Source organism: Microbacterium sp., from assembly GCF_047971895.1.
Taxonomy (GTDB): Bacteria; Actinomycetota; Actinomycetes; order Actinomycetales; family Microbacteriaceae; genus Microbacterium.
In genome coordinates, this window is sequence record NZ_JBKEAF010000131.1 from 15,421 (window position 1) to 31,057 (window position 15,637).

Below are 15,637 nucleotides of genomic sequence, written 5' to 3' on the forward strand. Positions count from 1 at the left end.
ACCCGCCGAGGCCGACCGCCGGTGCAGGGCCCCGTGCTATTCTGAATGCTACTCTTACCGGCCGACGAGCCGAACTGGTGAATGCACGGGAACACTGAATTCCCGCAGCTCAAACTCATGAGGGGGTTACGCATGGGGCGTGGCCGTCAGAAGGCAAAGCACACGAAGATCGCTCGTGAGCTGAAGTACGACACCCACCGTGTCAACTTCGACTCGCTGGAGCGCGAGTTGGGCAACCCGAACGACGAAGACCTCTACGTCGACAAGTGGGCCGACGAGTACGAGGACGAGAAGGCCTGACCGGCACCGCCGGGCCGTCACCACGCGCCGTGACGGCGCTCCCACTCCTGTTCGATCGTGCGACGGCGTGACGCGACGACCCCGACCGGGGCGATGAGCACCGTGATCACCGCGAACATCCACAGGGGTGCGGCCCAGCTTCCGGTGACCTCGTGCAGCAGCCCGAAGGCGAACGGCGCCGCTGCTGCCACGGCATAGCCGGCCGACTGCGCGAACCCGCTCAGCGCGACAGCCGTCTCGTGCGTCTGCGTGCGCACACCGATGAGCACGAGCACGAGCGGGAAGAGCGTCGGCAGGCCGATGCCGAAGAGGCACACCCACAGCCACGGCGCGAGCGTCGGCACGAAGATGAGCCCCAGCACGCCGATCGACCCCGCCGCGACCGCCCACACGAACAGCGGCCCGATCCGGTGCAGCCGCCGCACCAGCAGCGGCACGAGCACACCGAGTGGCAGGCCCATGGCACCGAACACGGCCAGCAGGGCTCCGGCCGCGGCCTCGTCGAGCCCGGCGCTTTCGGCGAGCAGCTGCGGCAACCACATCGCCATCGTGTACACGGCGGCAGAAGACGACCCGAACGCGAGCGCGAGCGCCCACGCCAAAGGGATGCGCACCATGCGCGCCATCACCGAGGCATCCGGGGTGGCGATACGCACGTCGGCCGCACGGCGAGCGCCGACGGCCAGCCCGACCCACGGAACCAGGCCGACCACGGCGGTCCCCACCCACACGCCGAGCGAGAGCCGCCAGCCCCCCGCGTCGGCGACCGGCACGGCGACGATGGCGGGCACGAACACCGCCAGTGCCAGCACCGTCGAGTAGATGCTCGTCATGAGGAACATCCGGTCGGGGAAGTAGGCCTTCACGAACGGCGGAAGCAGCACGTTGCCCACCCCGCAGGCGGCGAAGATGAGCGCCGTCGACACCAGAAGCAGCGTGGCATCCGGTGCAAGGGCACGTACCAGCATCCCTCCCGTCGCCACCACCAGCACGACCAGTGCGAGCCGTTCCAGCCCGAAGCGCCGCTCGAGCGCGGGGGTGAGCAGCCCGAAAGTCGCGAAGCACACCGGCGGTACGCTACCGATGATGCCGACGACCCAGATCGGCACGGCGAAGTCGCCCTCGACCCGGGACAGCACCGGGGACAGGGATGCCACGGACGACCGGAGTGTGAACGCCAACAGCACCAGACCGAAGACAGCGGCCGTGCGGCCGCGCCAGAGGGGTTGCGGTGCCGGGGTCACCCGGCAAGCCTAGGTGTGCCGGTGCGAGTTGCCGTGCAGAACTCCTCTGATTCGGCGCGTGCCCGCCGGGATGAACACCGCGCCGCCGTGCGTCGCTGGCTGCAAGAGAAGGAAGCATCATGAACCACCTCGACCCGATGACCCTGCCCTCCCCCGACCCGGCCGACCCGGCATCGCTCGACAGTCTGCTCAGCGACGACGAGAAGGAGATCCGTGGCGCTGTGCGGCAGACTCTCGACGCCATCGCCGAGCCGCACATCGCGGAGTGGTTCGAGCAGGGCGGCATCCCGAACATCCGCGAGCTCACTCGCGATCTCGGATCGCTCGGCGTGCTCGGCATGCACCTGGAGGGCTACGGTTGCGCGGGCATGACCGCGACCCAGTACGGGCTCGCCTGCCTCGAGATCGAGGCCACCGACTCCGGGCTGCGCTCGCTCGTGTCGGTACCGGGGTCGCTGGCGATGTTCGCGATCTGGCGATGGGGCTCCGAGGAGCAGAAGCAGGAGTGGCTTCCGCGCATGGCCGCGGGAGAGGCGATCGGATGCTTCGGCCTCACCGAGCCCGATGTCGGCTCCGACCCCGCGGCGATGACGACCCGTGCCCGACGCGACGGCGAGGACTGGGTGCTCGACGGTCGCAAGATGTGGATCTCCAACGCGCCGTACGCCGACGTCGCGATCGTCTGGGCGGGCACCGACGAGGGCATCCGCGGGTTCGTCGTGCCGACGGATGCCCCCGGGTTCTCGGCCCCCGAGATCCACCACAAGCTCTCGCTGCGAGCGTCGGCGACCGGCGAGCTGGTGCTCGACGGCGTGCGACTGCCGGGTTCGGCCATGCTGCCCGAGGCGCGCGGTGTGAAGGGCCCGCTGTCGTGCCTCAACGAGGCCCGCTTCGGCATCGTCTGGGGCTCGCTCGGCGCCGCCCGCTCGAGCCTGGAGACGGCCCGCGCCTACGCAAAGGACCGCGTGCAGTTCGGCCGACCCATCGGCGGATTCCAGCTCACGCAGCAGAAGCTCGCCGACATGTCGCTCGAGTACATCAAGGGCTATCTGCTCGCCCTGCACCTGGGCCGCCGCAAGGATGCCGGGACGCTGCGCCCCGAGCAGGTCTCGATCGGCAAGCTCAACAACGTGCGCGAGGCCCTCGAGATCTGCCGCACCGCCCGCACGATCCTCGGCGCCAACGGCATCTCGCTCGAGTACCCCGTGATCCGGCACATGAACAATCTCGAGTCGGTGCTGACCTACGAGGGCACGGTCGAGATGCACACGCTCGTGCTCGGCCAGCTGCTCACCGGCGAGGCCGCGTTTCGCTGAGTCGCCGCACCCGCGCGCACGCCTGCCCCGCGGTTCGGCCCGGCGTCAGCTCGCGATGGTCTCATCGACCCATGCGAGGTACTCGTCGCTGACCGTCCCGGTGATGTAGCGTCCATCGAAGCAGCTCATGTCGAGGTCTTCCACGTCGGGGGCGCCTTCGAGGATCGCCGCCTTGAGATCGTCGATCTCCTGGTACACGAGCCGGTCGGCGCCGAGCTCCTCCGCGATCTCGGGGATCGTGCGCCCGTGGGCGATCAGCTCGTCGCGCGAGGGCATGTTGATGCCGTACACGTGCGGGTACCGCACAGGCGGCGCGGCAGACGCGAACGTGACCGAGAGGGCCCCGGCATCCCGTGCCATCTGAATGATCTGCTTCGATGTCGTGCCCCGCACGATCGAGTCGTCGATGAGCAGCACGTTCTTGCCCTGGAACTCGCTCGACATCGCGTTGAGCTTCTGCCGCACGCTCTTCTTGCGCACGGCCTGCCCCGGCATGATGAACGTGCGACCGACGTAGCGGTTCTTGTAGAAGCCCTCGCGGTACTCGATGCCGAGCTTGCGGGCAACCTCCATCGCCTGAGGCCGCGCCGAGTCGGGGATCGGCATGACGACGTCGATCGACCCGGGCGGTGTGTGCTTCGCGATCGTGTCGGCCAGCCGCTCGCCCATGCGCAGCCGCGCCTCGTAGACGGCGATGCCGTTCATGACCGAGTCGGGCCGGGCGAGGTACACGTACTCGAACGAGCACGGCGCGAGCTTCGGATCGGTCACGCACTGGCGGGTGTGCAGCTGCCCATCGACGGTGATGAACACCGCCTCGCCGGGTTCGACATCCCGCACGACCTCGAAGCCGGCGTTCTCGAGCACGAGCGATTCGCTGGCGACGACCCACTCGTAGGCTCCACCCGTCGAGCCGCCGCCCGAGCCCGTCGAGGGGCGCGCGCCCAGGATCAGCGGGCGGATCCCGAACGGGTCGCGGAACGCCAGCAGCCCGTATCCCGCGATGATGGCGACCGCCGCGTACGAGCCCTCGACGCGACGGTGCACGCGCGTGACCGCCTCGAAGACCTGGTCGGGGTCGAGCTGAAGACCCGAGATGGATGCCTGCAGCTCGTTGGCCAGCACGTTCACCAGCAGCTCGGTGTCGGAGTTCGTGTTGAGGTGCCGGCGATCCTTGTGGAACAGCTCGCCCGTGAGCTCGCGCGTGTTGGTGAGGTTGCCGTTGTGCACGAGCACGATCCCGTACGGCGCGTTCACGTAGAACGGCTGGGCCTCCTCCTCGCGCGCGGCGACGCCCTGGGTCGCGTAGCGCACGTGCCCGAGCCCGACGTTGCCGAGCAGAGCGCGCATATCGCGCGTGCGGTACGCCTCGCGCACCTGCCCCTTCGCCTTGAAGAGATGGAACACTCCGTCGGGCTCGGCGGTCGCGATACCCGTCGAGTCCTGACCGCGGTGCTGCAGCAGCAGCAGCGCGTCGTAGATCTCCTGGTTGACGGGGCCGTCCCCGACCATTCCGACGATGCCGCACATGGATTCTTGCCGCTCTCTAGTCCGCGTAGGTGCCGACCAGGCGCACGGCGCCGCCGTCGACGCCCTTCGCACCCTGTTCGAAGTCGCCGCCGGGCAGGGGCCCATCGTGGACGGTGCCGACCCGCCAGGTGGCGATGCCGGCGGCGGAGAGAGTGGATGCCGCGGCCTCCGCGGCCTCCGCGGCCACCACCGCGAGGAACCCGATGCCGAGGTTCCACGTGCCCTCGGTGTCGGTGAGCGCGAGGTCGCCGGCAGCGGCGAGCACGCGGAACACGGGCGGCGGCGACCACGTCGACCGGTCGACCTCGACCCAGGTGCCCTGCGGCAACACGCGTGCGAGGTTGGCGGCGATGCCGCCCCCCGTGACGTGGCTGAGCGCATGCACCCCGCTGTTCGGTTGCCCTCCGAGCGGCGCCCGCGCCCCGAGCCTGTCGAGGGGTCCCGAGCTCGTCGAGGGCTTCAGCAACCCCAGAAGTTCCTTCGTGTACAGCCGTGTCGGCTCGAGCAGCGCCTCGCCCCACGTGACCCCGAAGTCGGCGGCGGTGTCGCCGTAGTGGATGCCCGCGCCCGACACGATGTGCCGCACCAGCGAGTAGCCGTTCGCATGCAGCCCGCTCGAGGCGAGCGCGAGCACCGCGTCCCCGGGGCGCACGCGCTCGGCACCGAGCACGTCGGCGGCATCGATGACACCCGTGGCCGCTCCGGCGAGGTCGTAGTCGTTCGGTCCGAGCAGGCCGGGATGCTCGGCGGTCTCGCCGCCGACGAGCGCCGTGCCGGTCTGCTCGCAGCCCGCGGCGATGCCGCGCACGAGGTCGGCGATCCGCTCGGGAACGACCTTTCCGCACGCGATGTAGTCGGTCATGAACAGCGGCTTCGCCCCCACGACGACGATGTCGTCGACGACCATGCCGACCAGGTCGAGGCCGACCGTGTCGTGCTTGTCGATGGCCTGCGCGATGGCGACCTTGGTACCCACGCCGTCGGTGCTGGTCGCCAGCAGCGGCCGGGCGAGACCCTGCAAGGCCGAGGCGTCGAAGAGCCCGGCGAATCCGCCGACGCCACCCTGCACCTCGGGTCCGTGCGTGCGCCGCACGGCTGACTTCATGAGCTCGACGGCGAGGTCGCCGGCGGCGGTATCGACGCCGGCTCGTGCGTACGGATTGCGCGCCTCGGACGGAGTGTGGGCCACGGCATCCAGCCTAGTGGCGCCCGCGCACCCGGATCGGCACGCGAATACACTGTGGGGCATGGTCGGCGGCACACCGGAGTGGGTGATTCGAGAGGATGCGGCGCAGCCCGTGATCCTCGCGCTGTACCTGCGCCACGTGCTCGGCATCCGCTCCCCCGACGAGCTTCCGCCCCTGAGGGGGATACCCCCGTGCGAGACCGTCCGCGAGGAGAGCGCCCAAGCGCAGTTGGAGCGCGAGTGGCGGGAGTACTGGGCGATGACCGTCGAGCCGCAGGCGCATCCGTCCGAGGTGCCGCTCGGGCTCGTCGACGGCTTCGGCACGCTCGTGGCGCTGCCGCTCGAAGGCGCCGACGCGCTGCGTGCGGCGGTCGCGCCGTTCGGCGCCGAGGCGGTCGAGTACTCGAAGACGATGAGCGACCGGTATGCGCAGGATGCCGCGGCGCGCCCCGGTGTCTCGTACCGCGCCTACGCCAGCGCGATCGCCGAGCACGAACGCCAGGTGGGCCGGCGGGCGCACTCGTTCGAGCTGAACGTGCAGGTGCTACCGCTCGCGCAGCGCGGAGTGTGGTGGATCGGCTCGCTGACGGTCGCGGTCACCGACGGCCTGCGCGGCGACGTCGTCGCGTTCGACACGGCGATCCACCCGATCATCGCCGAGCTCGCGTAGCGCTCAGCGGAAGCCCTCGGCGATCAGCCCGCACCCACTCGTCCGCGCGACGGAACCTTCCCGCGCTCTCATCCGCGAATCGCGCGTGTATGTCGGCGTGATTCACGCAGAGCTCTTCAGTCGACCGTCTCCACCGTCTCGTGGGCGACCTCGACCTGTTTCGTGCGGCGGCCGACCACACGATCGAGGATGATCGCGACGACCCCGCCGACGATCAGCCCGACGGCGATGCCCACGAGGGCGAGGAAGCCGAACACCTGCCCATCGGTGTACACGGCCCCGTTGTCGGCGGCGAAGTCGTTGCCGTCGAACGCGAAGGTGAGGATCATCGCGGCCAGCACGCCGAGCGCGGCGCCGAGGGCGAGGAACACCCCGTACTTCGGCGAACGCCGTACGGCCACCGTCTCGACGCGGTCGCTGACGACCTCGCGGTGTGCCGGAGGGGTGGATGCCTGGGCATCGATGTGCTGAGGGGGCTGCGCCGTGTCGGCCATGCCTCCATTGTCGCACTGCCAGAGGAAGGACGCCCCACGCGGAGCCTGCGCGGGGCGTCCCTCCGGGGTGATCAGGCCGCGGCGCCGCTCTTGGCAGCGCGTCGGCGCGTGATCACGATGGCCGCCACAGCCCCGGCGACCAAGACCAGGACGATGCCCCCCACCGCCCATGGCCACACCCACGTCTCCTCCTGCGCAGAGATCGGCTCGACGGCCATCGGGCCGGAGGCATCCGCCTCGCCGCCCGGCGCGACGGGCGCGACCTCGCCGCAGTCGCCGCTCACCGGCAGCGTCGCCGTCACCGGGTCGAACTCCTCGCCCGCGACATACGTGCCGAACGCTGCGGCACCCGCGTCGGTCAAGCTGGCCGGTGCCGCGTCGATCGAGATCACGCCGTCGACCGCCGCCGGCACCGCGAACTCGACGAACCGCACGCCCTCGACCTCGACGGCCTCGCCGTCCTGCGTGGTGCCGGTGATGTCGAACACGAGGTAGCCGGTGGTGCCGACCAGCTCGACCCGCGCATCGGCGAGCGTCATGTCGAGCGCACCGTCGTGCCCGGTGAAGCGGATCGATCCGCCGAAGTCGACCAGACCCGCGTCGGTGTCGGGGTCGATCGAGCCGGTGCCGCCGGTCCACACGTAGTCGGGGTACTCGTACACGACGCCGTCGAGCGCCCAGCCGCCACGGGCGATGCCCTCGACGTACGTGCGGAACGACTCCTTGTAGCCCCAGTTCAACGTCGCGCCGTCGATAGCGCACTGGCCGACGGCCGCGGCGCCCCGGTCGAGGGTGAACTGGATGCCGCGGCTCACCGAGCCCTGAAGGGTGAGGGTGTGCTCGCCGTCGGCGACGGACACCGGCAGCGTGCCGGTCCAGCTGGCGACGCCTGAGGCATCCGCGTCGACCGTGCCGAGCACCGTCGGCGTCGAGTAGACCACGACCGAGATGTCCTGCTCGTTCGGCTGGAAGCCGGGCACCGTGATCGTGACCTGCTCGCCGGCCTGCAGCGCGTCGAGAGTGGCGGCATCGACGTCGATGCCGTCCGTGGCGGGCGGCGTCGACGGGATGGTGTGCGTCTGCGCAACCGCCGCAGCGGCAACAGTTCCGCTCGAGCCGACGGGCGCCGCCGAGGCCGATCCGATCGTGAACGTCACCGGACTCAGGGTCGTGCTGTAGCCGGCGAGCACCTGGCTGGCACCGGCCGAGGTGAGCGACGCCGGAGCGTTCGTGAAAGTCACCGCGCCGTTCGACGTGGTGCGACTCGCCGCGCCGAGGTTCAGGGTGGCGAAGTGCACCTGGCGTCCCCCGCTGGTGACGTACAGTGCCGCACTCGAGGGCGAGGTGACCCGCACCTGCGGATGGGCGACGGTCACGTCGAGCGCCCCGCTGTGGCCGTACAAGCGCACGGCGCCGGTGTAGCTGACGGTGCCGGTCGCACCGTCGAACGTGCTGCCGGAGGCCTGGCCGAACTGGAACCGGCCGCCCGACTGCGTCGCGCCGCCGCTCACCGTGATGTTCCCCTTGGCGATGGTGCCGGTCACATAGGAGAGGAAGCTCGATGAGATCGACCAGCGCAGCGAGCCGCCGGCCACCGATGCGGGCGGCGTGGTGGGCCCGGTCGGCGTCACCGGCGGCGTCGTGGGCGGCACGGTGAACGTCAACGGCTGGAACAGCTCGTACGAGGTCAGTGTCGCACCGCCGCCGGGGTAGGTGTACACACCGTAGTCGCCGTCGCGTGCCGCGGTCTGCGACACCTCGACCTCGATCTCGAACGTGCCGTCGGCCTCGATCAGCGCATACTGCGCATTGGTGCCGTCGGGGTTCCGCATCGAGTACGAGGGCTCGGGCAGCAGCCACACGACCGAGTCGGCGGGGCGGCTGCCGCTGCCCGCACCGCCGGACGGCTTCCAGTCGTCGGCGAACGCGCCCACGGCGACGTACACGCCCGAGGGCTGACCGAACAGCGGCGGGCGGGTCCCGAGCGGTCCGTCGGCGGCGCCGAACCCCGCACCGGTCACGGTGATCGTCTCCCCGTCGGGGTCGAGCTTCGTCGCCTTCGACACGGTGATCTGCGGTGCCGACACCGGCTTGATGACATCCCACTGCTCGGGGGTGACCGCGATGTCGGCGCGCGCGTAGATGTTCTCCGGATCGGGGTTCGAGTGCTTCTTCCACACCAGCACCTCGTACGTCTTGGTGCGGTCGAGCTTGTCGGCCGGGGCCACGATCTCGAAGTCGATCATGCCGTCGGTGATCGCCGGGAACGGCATCTCGAAGGCGACGTAGCCACCGGCCGTGTCGAGGTCGCCCTCGGTGTCCTTCTCGATGATCGCCGCGTACGCATCGGCCATGTCGCCGAGCGCCTCACCGTGCACGTGCACCATGAGACCGTCGGTCGTCGCCTCGGTCACCGTGGCGCTCAGCGGTGCCCGTGCGCCGGCGTAGTCGACGAGCACGCTCTGCTCCTGTGCGGCATTCGGCGGTGTGCCGACACCGCCCGGATAGGTGTAGATGCCCCAGTTGCCGTCGGCAAGCGGGGCGGCGGGCGCGGCGACCTTCACGGTCGCGGTGAACGACCCGTCATCGGCGATCGGCGTCCAGGCGCTTCGGATGACGCTCTGGTTCGGCTCTGAGACCTGCACGAGCACGCTTTCGGCGAGCGCCCACTGGCGAGCGGCGTTGTTCATGACGCGTGTCGCCGTGCCGTTGCCGGTCGAGGGCTGCCAGTCGTCGGCGAAGCTGCCGAAGACCACGAAGGTGCCCTGCGGCAGGTCGGCGGGGATCGGCATCCCCATGCCGCCGACGTTCCCGACCGGGTCGTATCCGGTGCCCTTGACGACGAGTTCGTCGCCCTCGTACACCTTCTGCCCGGTGTACGGCGTCGTGCCGTCGGCCAGGAAGACCTCGACCGTCGGCTCGAAGACGGGCGCTTCGGCGAATGCGAGGGTCGCCTTCGCGTCCTGCGTGCGATCGGCCATGCCCGTGTGGCTCGCCGCGGTGAACACCGAGGTCGCTGCGCCGCCGAGCTGCTTCACCGCGAACTCGACCGCGAACGACCCGTCGGCCGTGAACTGGTTCGGCTGCGGGTTTCCGCCACGGTCGACCGACCCCGGCGGGTAGACGACCTTCGCACCCGACGTGCAGCCCAGCGCATGCGACCAGAGGTCGGCCGGCAGCTCGGTGTCGGCGCACAGGAACACGTAGATGGCCTGGTCGGGGTTGTATCCGGTACCGGTCACGGTCACGGTGTCGGCCTCGGGGTCGAGACCCGTGTTCGGCGACACGGCCAGAACGGGTGTGGATGTCTCAGGCTCGCCGGAATCGCCATCGTCGCCTTCGCCCTCGTCGCCTTCGCCCTCGTCGCCGGAGCCACCCTCACCCTCAGCGTCTCCCGAATCGCCCTCGTCGCCGGACGCGGGGAAGACCGCGGCCCAGTCCGCCTCGGTCACCGGCAGGCTCGTGCGCGCGACGATCGCCGCCTCGGTCGGGTTGCCGTGCGCATACCAGACGAGCGCCTCGTACGCGGCTCCGGCGGTGAGAGCGCCGGCCTCCACGACGTGCGTGCCCGATCCGGCGCCCGACGGAAAGAGCGCGTTGGGCACGAAGGAACCCGAGCCCAGCACCTCGGTCGTGCCGGCCGGGACGATGCCGACGTACACGCCGGTGTTCTGCGGCGGGGCCAGCGGCGACGTCGGCACCTCGGCGAAGTCGACCTTCACCTCGAGACCGTCCTCGGTTGCGCTGACGACGGATGCCGTGGCGCTCGCCGCAGGGGCTGCGGTCGCCGGCGCGGCGTAGCCGACACCCGTGACGACGAGGAAGAGGGCGAGCAGGGTCGCTGCGATCGATCGGAACCGATCGGCGACGGACGGTGCAGGGGTTGTGACGTTCACGTTCTCTCCGTGTGCGACCTGGACGCGTGCGCCGGAACGCACCGGCCCGGGGCGACAGTGCATTCGGGATCGGAAGGAGGCTTGAATTTGGTTAGGCTTACCTAAACTTCTTCGATCGAAAGTAGACCACTCTCTCAGCGATCGTCAAGTTTTAGGTTAGGCTAACCTAATGATTCGCATGGCTTCTCTTCTGCTCGCGGCATGCGTGGCACTCGGGCTCACCGGCTGCGCGGGCGCACAGGCATCCACCGGTCCCGGCTCCAACACCTGCCGCCCCGCCGCCGAGCCCCTCGCCTCACTCACCCTCGTCGACGACGTGCGCGCGGCGACCGGCCGGTCCACGGCCTGCCTGCCCACGCACGCCGTCACCGCCGTCGACGACACCACCGCCCCCGCCGTTCCCGTGTCGGTCACCGACGCGGAAGGGCGCCCCGTCGAGGTGACGGCTGTCGACCGCATCCTGCCCGTCGACATCTCGGGAACGATCGCGGCGACCGTCTTCGCGCTGGGCCTCGGCGACAACGTCGTGGGGCGGGATGCCTCGACCGCCTTCGCCGGCACCGCGGACCTGCCCGTGGTCACCAAGACCGGGCACACGCTCAACGCCGAGGCGATCCTCGAGCTGGCCCCCACCGTCATGCTGACCGACACCACGATCGGCCCGAAAGAGGTGCGGCAGCAGCTGCGCGACGCGGGCATCGCCGTCGTCGTCATCTCCGACGAGCGGCGCCTCGACACCGCCGACGACCTGGTCGTCGAGATCGCCGCTGCGCTCGGCGTGCCCACGCGCGGCGCCGCGCTCGCCGAGCGCATCACCGCCGACGTCGCCGCCGCGCAGGCCGAGATCGCGGCCGTCACGCCCGCGGCGGAGTCCGACCGGGCGCGCATGGTGTTCCTCTACGTGCGCGGCAACGCGAACGTGTACTACATCTTCGGGCGCGACTCGGGTGCCGACTCGCTCATCGACTCGGTCGGCGGCATCGACGTCGCCAGCGAGATCGGCTGGGAGGGCAGCAAGCCCATGACCGCCGAGGCGCTCGTGGCCGCCGAGCCCGACGTGCTCGTCATGATGACCGACGGGCTGGCCTCGGTCGGCGATGTCGAAGGACTGATCGAGCGCGTACCCGCCGTCGCGCAGACGCCTGCCGGCCAGAACGGCCGGGTCATCGACATGTCCGACACCGAGATCCTCAGCTTCGGGCCGCGCTCGGCCGAGATCATCCGCGCCCTCGCGCGCGCCCTGTACGCGCCGGCCGATTCGCGGGCGCTCACGAGCGACGCGACGCCAAGCGCGCCGTCCTCGTGAGCGAAGAGGTCGTCGTCCCGGTCCCCACCAGGCACCGGACCTCGCGGTTCGTCGTGATGACGATCGCGCTGGCCGTCGCGCTCGTAGCGATCTGCGTGGTCTCGCTGGGCCTCGGCCAGTACGTCCTTTCGCCCGGCGAGGTGATCGGCGTCCTGCTGCAATCCGTCGGCATCGACACCGCGTGGGCACCTGACGCACCGACCGCAGCGGGCGTCATCCTCGACATCCGTCTGCCGCGCATCGTGCTGGGCCTGCTCGTCGGGGCCGCGCTGGCTGTCTCGGGCGTGCTCATGCAGGCGATCTTCGGCAACCCGCTGGCGGATGCCGCGGTGGTCGGCGTCTCCTCCGGCGCCGCCCTCGGCGCCGCCGCCTCGCTCACGTTCGGCCTCACCGTGTTCGGACTGTGGACGACCCCCGGGTTCGCGTTCATCGGCGGCCTCATCGCCGTGTTCTCGGTGTATCTGATCAGCCGCTCGGGCGGGCGCACCGAGGTCGTGACGCTGCTGCTCACCGGCATCGCGATCAACGCGATCGCCGGCGCGGGTCTGGCCTTCCTCACCTTTCTGGGCACGACATCGACACGCGAGCAGATCGTGTTCTGGCAGCTCGGCTCGCTCAACGGCGCACTCTGGCAGAACATCGCACTGGTCACGCCGCTGGCCGCCATCGGGGTGCTCGCGGGGCTGCTGGTCGCACGCCGGCTCGATCTCTTCGCGCTCGGCGAGCGCACGGCCCGCCACCTCGGCGTGCGGGTCGAACTGCTGCGCGTCCTCGTGATCGTCACCGTTGCGCTGCTCGTGTGCGCCGCCGTCGCCTTCGCCGGGATCATCGGCTTCGTCGGGCTCGTCATCCCGCACCTCATGCGCATGGCGATCGGCCCGGCGCACCTTCCGCTCGTCATCACGAGCGCCCTCGGCGGGGCGCTTCTGCTGGCCGCAGCCGACCTCGTCGCACGCACCGCGGTGCCGCTGGCCGACCTGCCGATCGGCATGCTCACCGCGCTCGTGGGCGGGCCGTTCTTCCTGTGGCTGCTCGTGCGCACGCGCCGCCAGTCGGGAGGATGGGGATGAGCGTGCTGGTCGCCACCGACGTGTCCGTCGCCGTCGACGACGGCCGCGAGATCCTCGCGGCCGCGTCGATCGAGGTGTGCTCCGGGCAAGTGCACGCCCTGGTCGGGCCCAACGGCGCCGGCAAGTCGACTCTGTTCGGTGTGCTCGCCGGCGACCTCGCCCCAGCGCGGGGATCGGTGATGCTCGACGACGCGCCGCTGCGCGACATCCGCCCCCGCGATCTCGCCCGCCTGCGCGCCGTGCTGCTGCAGTCCAACACCGTGTCGTTCCCCTTCACCGTCGAGCAGGTCGTGCGCATGGGTCGGGCGCCGTGGGCGCGCACCCCCGCCGAGGACGACGACGACCGGGTCGTTGCCGCGGCGATGGCCGAGACGGATGTCGCGGGGTTCGCGACGCGCACCTTCCCCTCTCTGTCGGGCGGTGAGCGTGCCCGGGTGGCCCTCGCGCGCGTGCTCGCCCAGGCCACCGGTGTGCTCATGCTCGACGAGCCCACCGCCGCCCTCGACCTCAAGCACCAAGAGGACGTGCTGCGCATCGTGCGCACCCGGGCGGCCGCCGGTGCGGCCGTGGCGATCGTGCTGCACGACCTCAACGTCGCTCTCGCCTACGCCGACCGGGTGACCCTGCTCTCCCACGGGCGGGTCGTCGCCGCGGGGGCGCCTGCCGAGGTGCTCACCGCCGCGCGCATCGAAGAGGTCTACGGCCAGCCCGTCGACGTCTTCCCCCACCCCGGCACCGGCGTGCCGATCGTGGTCCCCCGACGGTAAGGCACAGCACACCGCCCGCCCGTCGCCGCGCGCCACGCCCCGCGCGCTACGCGCCAAAACTCCTGATCTCACCGACACAGGAGACACGGTGCCCCAACCCTCCTGCCTTCACCAGATCAGGAGTTTTGGCGAAGCGCGAGGACCCGACGTCGGCAGGCCGGATGATCGGCAGGAAGGCAGGGCGGAAGGGCGGAAGGGCGGAACGGAGACGCTAGGGGCGCAGCGGCAGCAGGTCAGCCAGGTGCGCGCGGGTGCCCGACGCGCGGATGAGTCCCTCGGATGCCGCGACGTTCCAGTTCTGCTCGCCGAGCGCGACCGCGATCCACGTCATCGGGTCGATCTCCACCACGTTCGGGGGCGTGCCGCGGGTGTGCCGCGGGCCCTCGATGACCTGCACCGCGCCGAACGGCGGCACGCGCACCTCGACGGAGTTGCCCGGGGCCTTCTCGGCGAGCAGTTGCAGCAGGTAGCGCACTGCGGTCGGCAGGTCGTTGCCCTCGGGCTCGCCGCGGCGCACCCCCGCGAGCGCGGCTCGCCCGTCTTCCGAACGGATCTTGCGGGCCATGCGACCACGGTACCGGCACGCACCCCACCTCGGCATGTCATTCGGTCGTCGCATCTGCACAGTCCGGCCGCGAAACACCCACCGTATGCGACGACCGAACGTCGGCGGCGGGCGGTCTCGCGGCGGCGAGCGGTCGCATGGCTGTAGCAGGGCGGTGCGGCGACCCGACGACCGTCGACACGGGCCCGGATAGGCTGGCGACGTGAGAATCCTGGTCCTCGGCTCGGGCGCGCGCGAGCACGCCATCATCCTCGCCCTGCGCTCCGAAGACGCCGGGCACGAGCTGTTCGCCGCCCCCGGCAACGCCGGCATCGCCCACGATGCGACGCTCGTCGGCCTCGACCCGCTCGACCCCGCGGCCGTCACCACGTTCGCGAACGACGAACACATCGACCTGGTCGTGATCGGCCCGGAGGCCCCTCTGGTCGCCGGTGTCGCCGACGCGCTGCGCGAGCGTGGCATCCCGGTCTTCGGCCCCGGCCGCGCGGCCGCCCAGCTGGAGGGCTCGAAGGCGTTCGCGAAACGCGTCATGGAGGCCGCGGGCGTGCCCACCGGCCGCGCCGTGCACGCGCAGACGAGCGCCGAGGTCGAGGCCGCGTTCGACGAACTCGGTGCCCCGCACGTCGTGAAGGCCGACGGCCTGGCCGCCGGCAAGGGCGTCATCGTGACCTCCGACCGCACGGCGGCGCTCGCCCACGCCGAGACGTATCTGCCGCACGGACCGGTGCTCGTCGAGGAGTTCCTCGACGGACCCGAGGTGTCGCTGTTCTTCCTCAGCGACGGCGACACCGTGCGCCCACTCGCCCCCGCCCAGGACTACAAGCGCCTGCGCGACGGCGACGCCGGCCCCAACACCGGCGGCATGGGCGCATACTCGCCGCTGCCGTGGCTGACCGAGCGCTTCGGCGGCGAGGCCGCGTTCGTCGACGAGGTCACGCGCACGGTCGCGCAACCGGTGATCAGACAGCTGGATGCCGAGGGCACCCCGTTCATCGGACTGCTCTACGCCGGTCTCGTGCTCACCGACACCGGCGTCAAGGTGATCGAGTTCAATGCGCGCTTCGGCGACCCGGAGACGCAGGTCGTGCTGCCGCGCCTGGTCGACCCGTTGTCGGAATTGCTGCTGGCGGCCGCATCCGGGCACCTCGAGGACTTCCCGAACCCCGGTTTCGCCGAGGCGGTCGCGGTCACCGTGGTCGTGGCGAGCGAAGGCTACCCGGAGAACCCGGTCACGGGTCGGCCCATCGCGGGGCTGGATGCCGCGGCATCCGTACCGGGAGTGCACCTGGCCCA

Annotated in this window: 13 protein-coding genes; 7 read left to right on the forward strand and 6 right to left on the reverse strand. The window is 70.8% G+C overall.

Going from position 1 to position 15,637, the window contains the following annotated elements; genetic code table 11:
- Positions 1-132 precede the first annotated feature (132 nt).
- Complete coding sequence (locus ACK5IN_RS10150; protein WP_416896069.1) at positions 133-300, forward strand: DUF3073 domain-containing protein; 168 nt, start codon at positions 133-135, stop codon at positions 298-300.
- A 17-nt stretch (positions 301-317) separates the two neighbouring features.
- Here ACK5IN_RS10150 and ACK5IN_RS10155 read toward each other — a convergent pair whose 3' ends face one another.
- Positions 318-1,544 (reverse strand): CynX/NimT family MFS transporter, encoded by a 1,227-nt coding sequence (locus ACK5IN_RS10155; protein WP_416896070.1) that lies wholly within the window; start codon positions 1,542-1,544, stop codon positions 318-320.
- 119 nt (positions 1,545-1,663) lie between these two features.
- Here ACK5IN_RS10155 and ACK5IN_RS10160 point away from each other — a divergent pair, with 119 nt between their 5' ends.
- On the forward strand, positions 1,664-2,860 hold the full coding sequence (locus ACK5IN_RS10160; protein ID WP_416896071.1) for an acyl-CoA dehydrogenase family protein: 1,197 nt from the start codon (positions 1,664-1,666) through the stop codon (positions 2,858-2,860).
- 45 nt (positions 2,861-2,905) lie between these two features.
- Here the strand turns inward: ACK5IN_RS10160 and purF are convergent, their stop codons facing one another.
- Positions 2,906-4,390 carry an amidophosphoribosyltransferase gene (gene purF, locus ACK5IN_RS10165; RefSeq protein WP_416896072.1) on the reverse strand — a complete coding sequence of 495 codons (1,485 nt, stop codon included), beginning with the start codon at positions 4,388-4,390 and terminating at the stop codon, positions 2,906-2,908.
- 16 nt (positions 4,391-4,406) lie between these two features.
- A complete protein-coding gene (purM, locus tag ACK5IN_RS10170; RefSeq protein WP_416896082.1) occupies positions 4,407-5,495 on the reverse strand; it encodes a phosphoribosylformylglycinamidine cyclo-ligase in 1,089 nt (362 codons plus the stop codon).
- 142 nt (positions 5,496-5,637) lie between these two features.
- Here purM and ACK5IN_RS10175 point away from each other — a divergent pair, with 142 nt between their 5' ends.
- The gene (locus tag ACK5IN_RS10175) at positions 5,638-6,246 is read left to right on the forward strand and encodes a zinc-binding alcohol dehydrogenase (protein ID WP_416896073.1); all 609 of its coding nucleotides are present in this window, start codon (positions 5,638-5,640) and stop codon (positions 6,244-6,246) included.
- Between the two features lie 116 nt (positions 6,247-6,362).
- Here the strand turns inward: ACK5IN_RS10175 and ACK5IN_RS10180 are convergent, their stop codons facing one another.
- Together ACK5IN_RS10180 and ACK5IN_RS10185 are read right to left on the reverse strand one after the other, a co-directional pair.
- Complete coding sequence (locus ACK5IN_RS10180; protein WP_416896074.1) at positions 6,363-6,740, reverse strand: potassium transporter Trk; 378 nt, start codon at positions 6,738-6,740, stop codon at positions 6,363-6,365.
- A gap of 71 nt (positions 6,741-6,811) precedes the next feature.
- Positions 6,812-10,636, reverse strand: coding sequence for an HtaA domain-containing protein (locus ACK5IN_RS10185; protein ID WP_416896075.1), 3,825 nt, complete (start codon positions 10,634-10,636; stop codon positions 6,812-6,814).
- Positions 10,637-10,814: 178 nt separating this feature from the next.
- Here ACK5IN_RS10185 and ACK5IN_RS10190 point away from each other — a divergent pair, with 178 nt between their 5' ends.
- The 3 genes from ACK5IN_RS10190 to ACK5IN_RS10200 are packed head-to-tail and all read left to right on the forward strand — an operon-like array spanning position 10,815 to position 13,779.
- Entirely contained in the window at positions 10,815-11,942 is a 1,128-nt protein-coding gene (locus tag ACK5IN_RS10190) for a heme/hemin ABC transporter substrate-binding protein (protein ID WP_416896076.1), read from the forward strand.
- Positions 11,939-13,012: a FecCD family ABC transporter permease gene (locus ACK5IN_RS10195; protein ID WP_416896077.1), complete on the forward strand. Its 1,074-nt coding sequence runs from the start codon at positions 11,939-11,941 to the stop codon at positions 13,010-13,012. The genes ACK5IN_RS10190 and ACK5IN_RS10195 overlap by 4 nt, the downstream gene beginning before the upstream one ends.
- The gene (locus ACK5IN_RS10200) at positions 13,009-13,779 is read left to right on the forward strand and encodes a heme ABC transporter ATP-binding protein (RefSeq protein ID WP_416896078.1); all 771 of its coding nucleotides are present in this window, start codon (positions 13,009-13,011) and stop codon (positions 13,777-13,779) included. The genes ACK5IN_RS10195 and ACK5IN_RS10200 overlap by 4 nt, the downstream gene beginning before the upstream one ends.
- Positions 13,780-13,990: 211 nt before the next feature.
- Here ACK5IN_RS10200 and ACK5IN_RS10205 read toward each other — a convergent pair whose 3' ends face one another.
- On the reverse strand, positions 13,991-14,344 hold the full coding sequence (locus tag ACK5IN_RS10205; protein WP_416896079.1) for a sterol carrier family protein: 354 nt from the start codon (positions 14,342-14,344) through the stop codon (positions 13,991-13,993).
- A gap of 202 nt (positions 14,345-14,546) precedes the next feature.
- Between ACK5IN_RS10205 and purD the strand changes: the two genes are divergently transcribed.
- A partial coding sequence (purD, locus tag ACK5IN_RS10210; protein WP_416896080.1) for a phosphoribosylamine--glycine ligase occupies positions 14,547-15,637 on the forward strand: 1,091 nt, incomplete at its 3' end.

Excerpts from the sequence above, each read along its gene's own strand:
- ACK5IN_RS10150 (WP_416896069.1), top strand. The coding sequence starts at position 133 with ATGGGGCGTGGCCGTCAGAAGGCAAAGCACACGAAGATCGCTCGTGAG.
- ACK5IN_RS10160 (WP_416896071.1), top strand. The coding sequence starts at position 1,664 with ATGAACCACCTCGACCCGATGACCCTGCCCTCCCCCGACCCGGCCGAC.
- purF (WP_416896072.1), bottom strand. The coding sequence starts at position 4,390 with ATGTGCGGCATCGTCGGAATGGTCGGGGACGGCCCCGTCAACCAGGAG.
- purM (WP_416896082.1), bottom strand. The coding sequence starts at position 5,495 with ATGAAGTCAGCCGTGCGGCGCACGCACGGACCCGAGGTGCAGGGTGGC.
- ACK5IN_RS10175 (WP_416896073.1), top strand. The coding sequence starts at position 5,638 with ATGGTCGGCGGCACACCGGAGTGGGTGATTCGAGAGGATGCGGCGCAG.
- ACK5IN_RS10180 (WP_416896074.1), bottom strand. The coding sequence starts at position 6,740 with ATGGCCGACACGGCGCAGCCCCCTCAGCACATCGATGCCCAGGCATCC.
- ACK5IN_RS10190 (WP_416896076.1), top strand. The coding sequence starts at position 10,815 with ATGGCTTCTCTTCTGCTCGCGGCATGCGTGGCACTCGGGCTCACCGGC.
- ACK5IN_RS10200 (WP_416896078.1), top strand. The coding sequence starts at position 13,009 with ATGAGCGTGCTGGTCGCCACCGACGTGTCCGTCGCCGTCGACGACGGC.
- ACK5IN_RS10205 (WP_416896079.1), bottom strand. The coding sequence starts at position 14,344 with ATGGCCCGCAAGATCCGTTCGGAAGACGGGCGAGCCGCGCTCGCGGGG.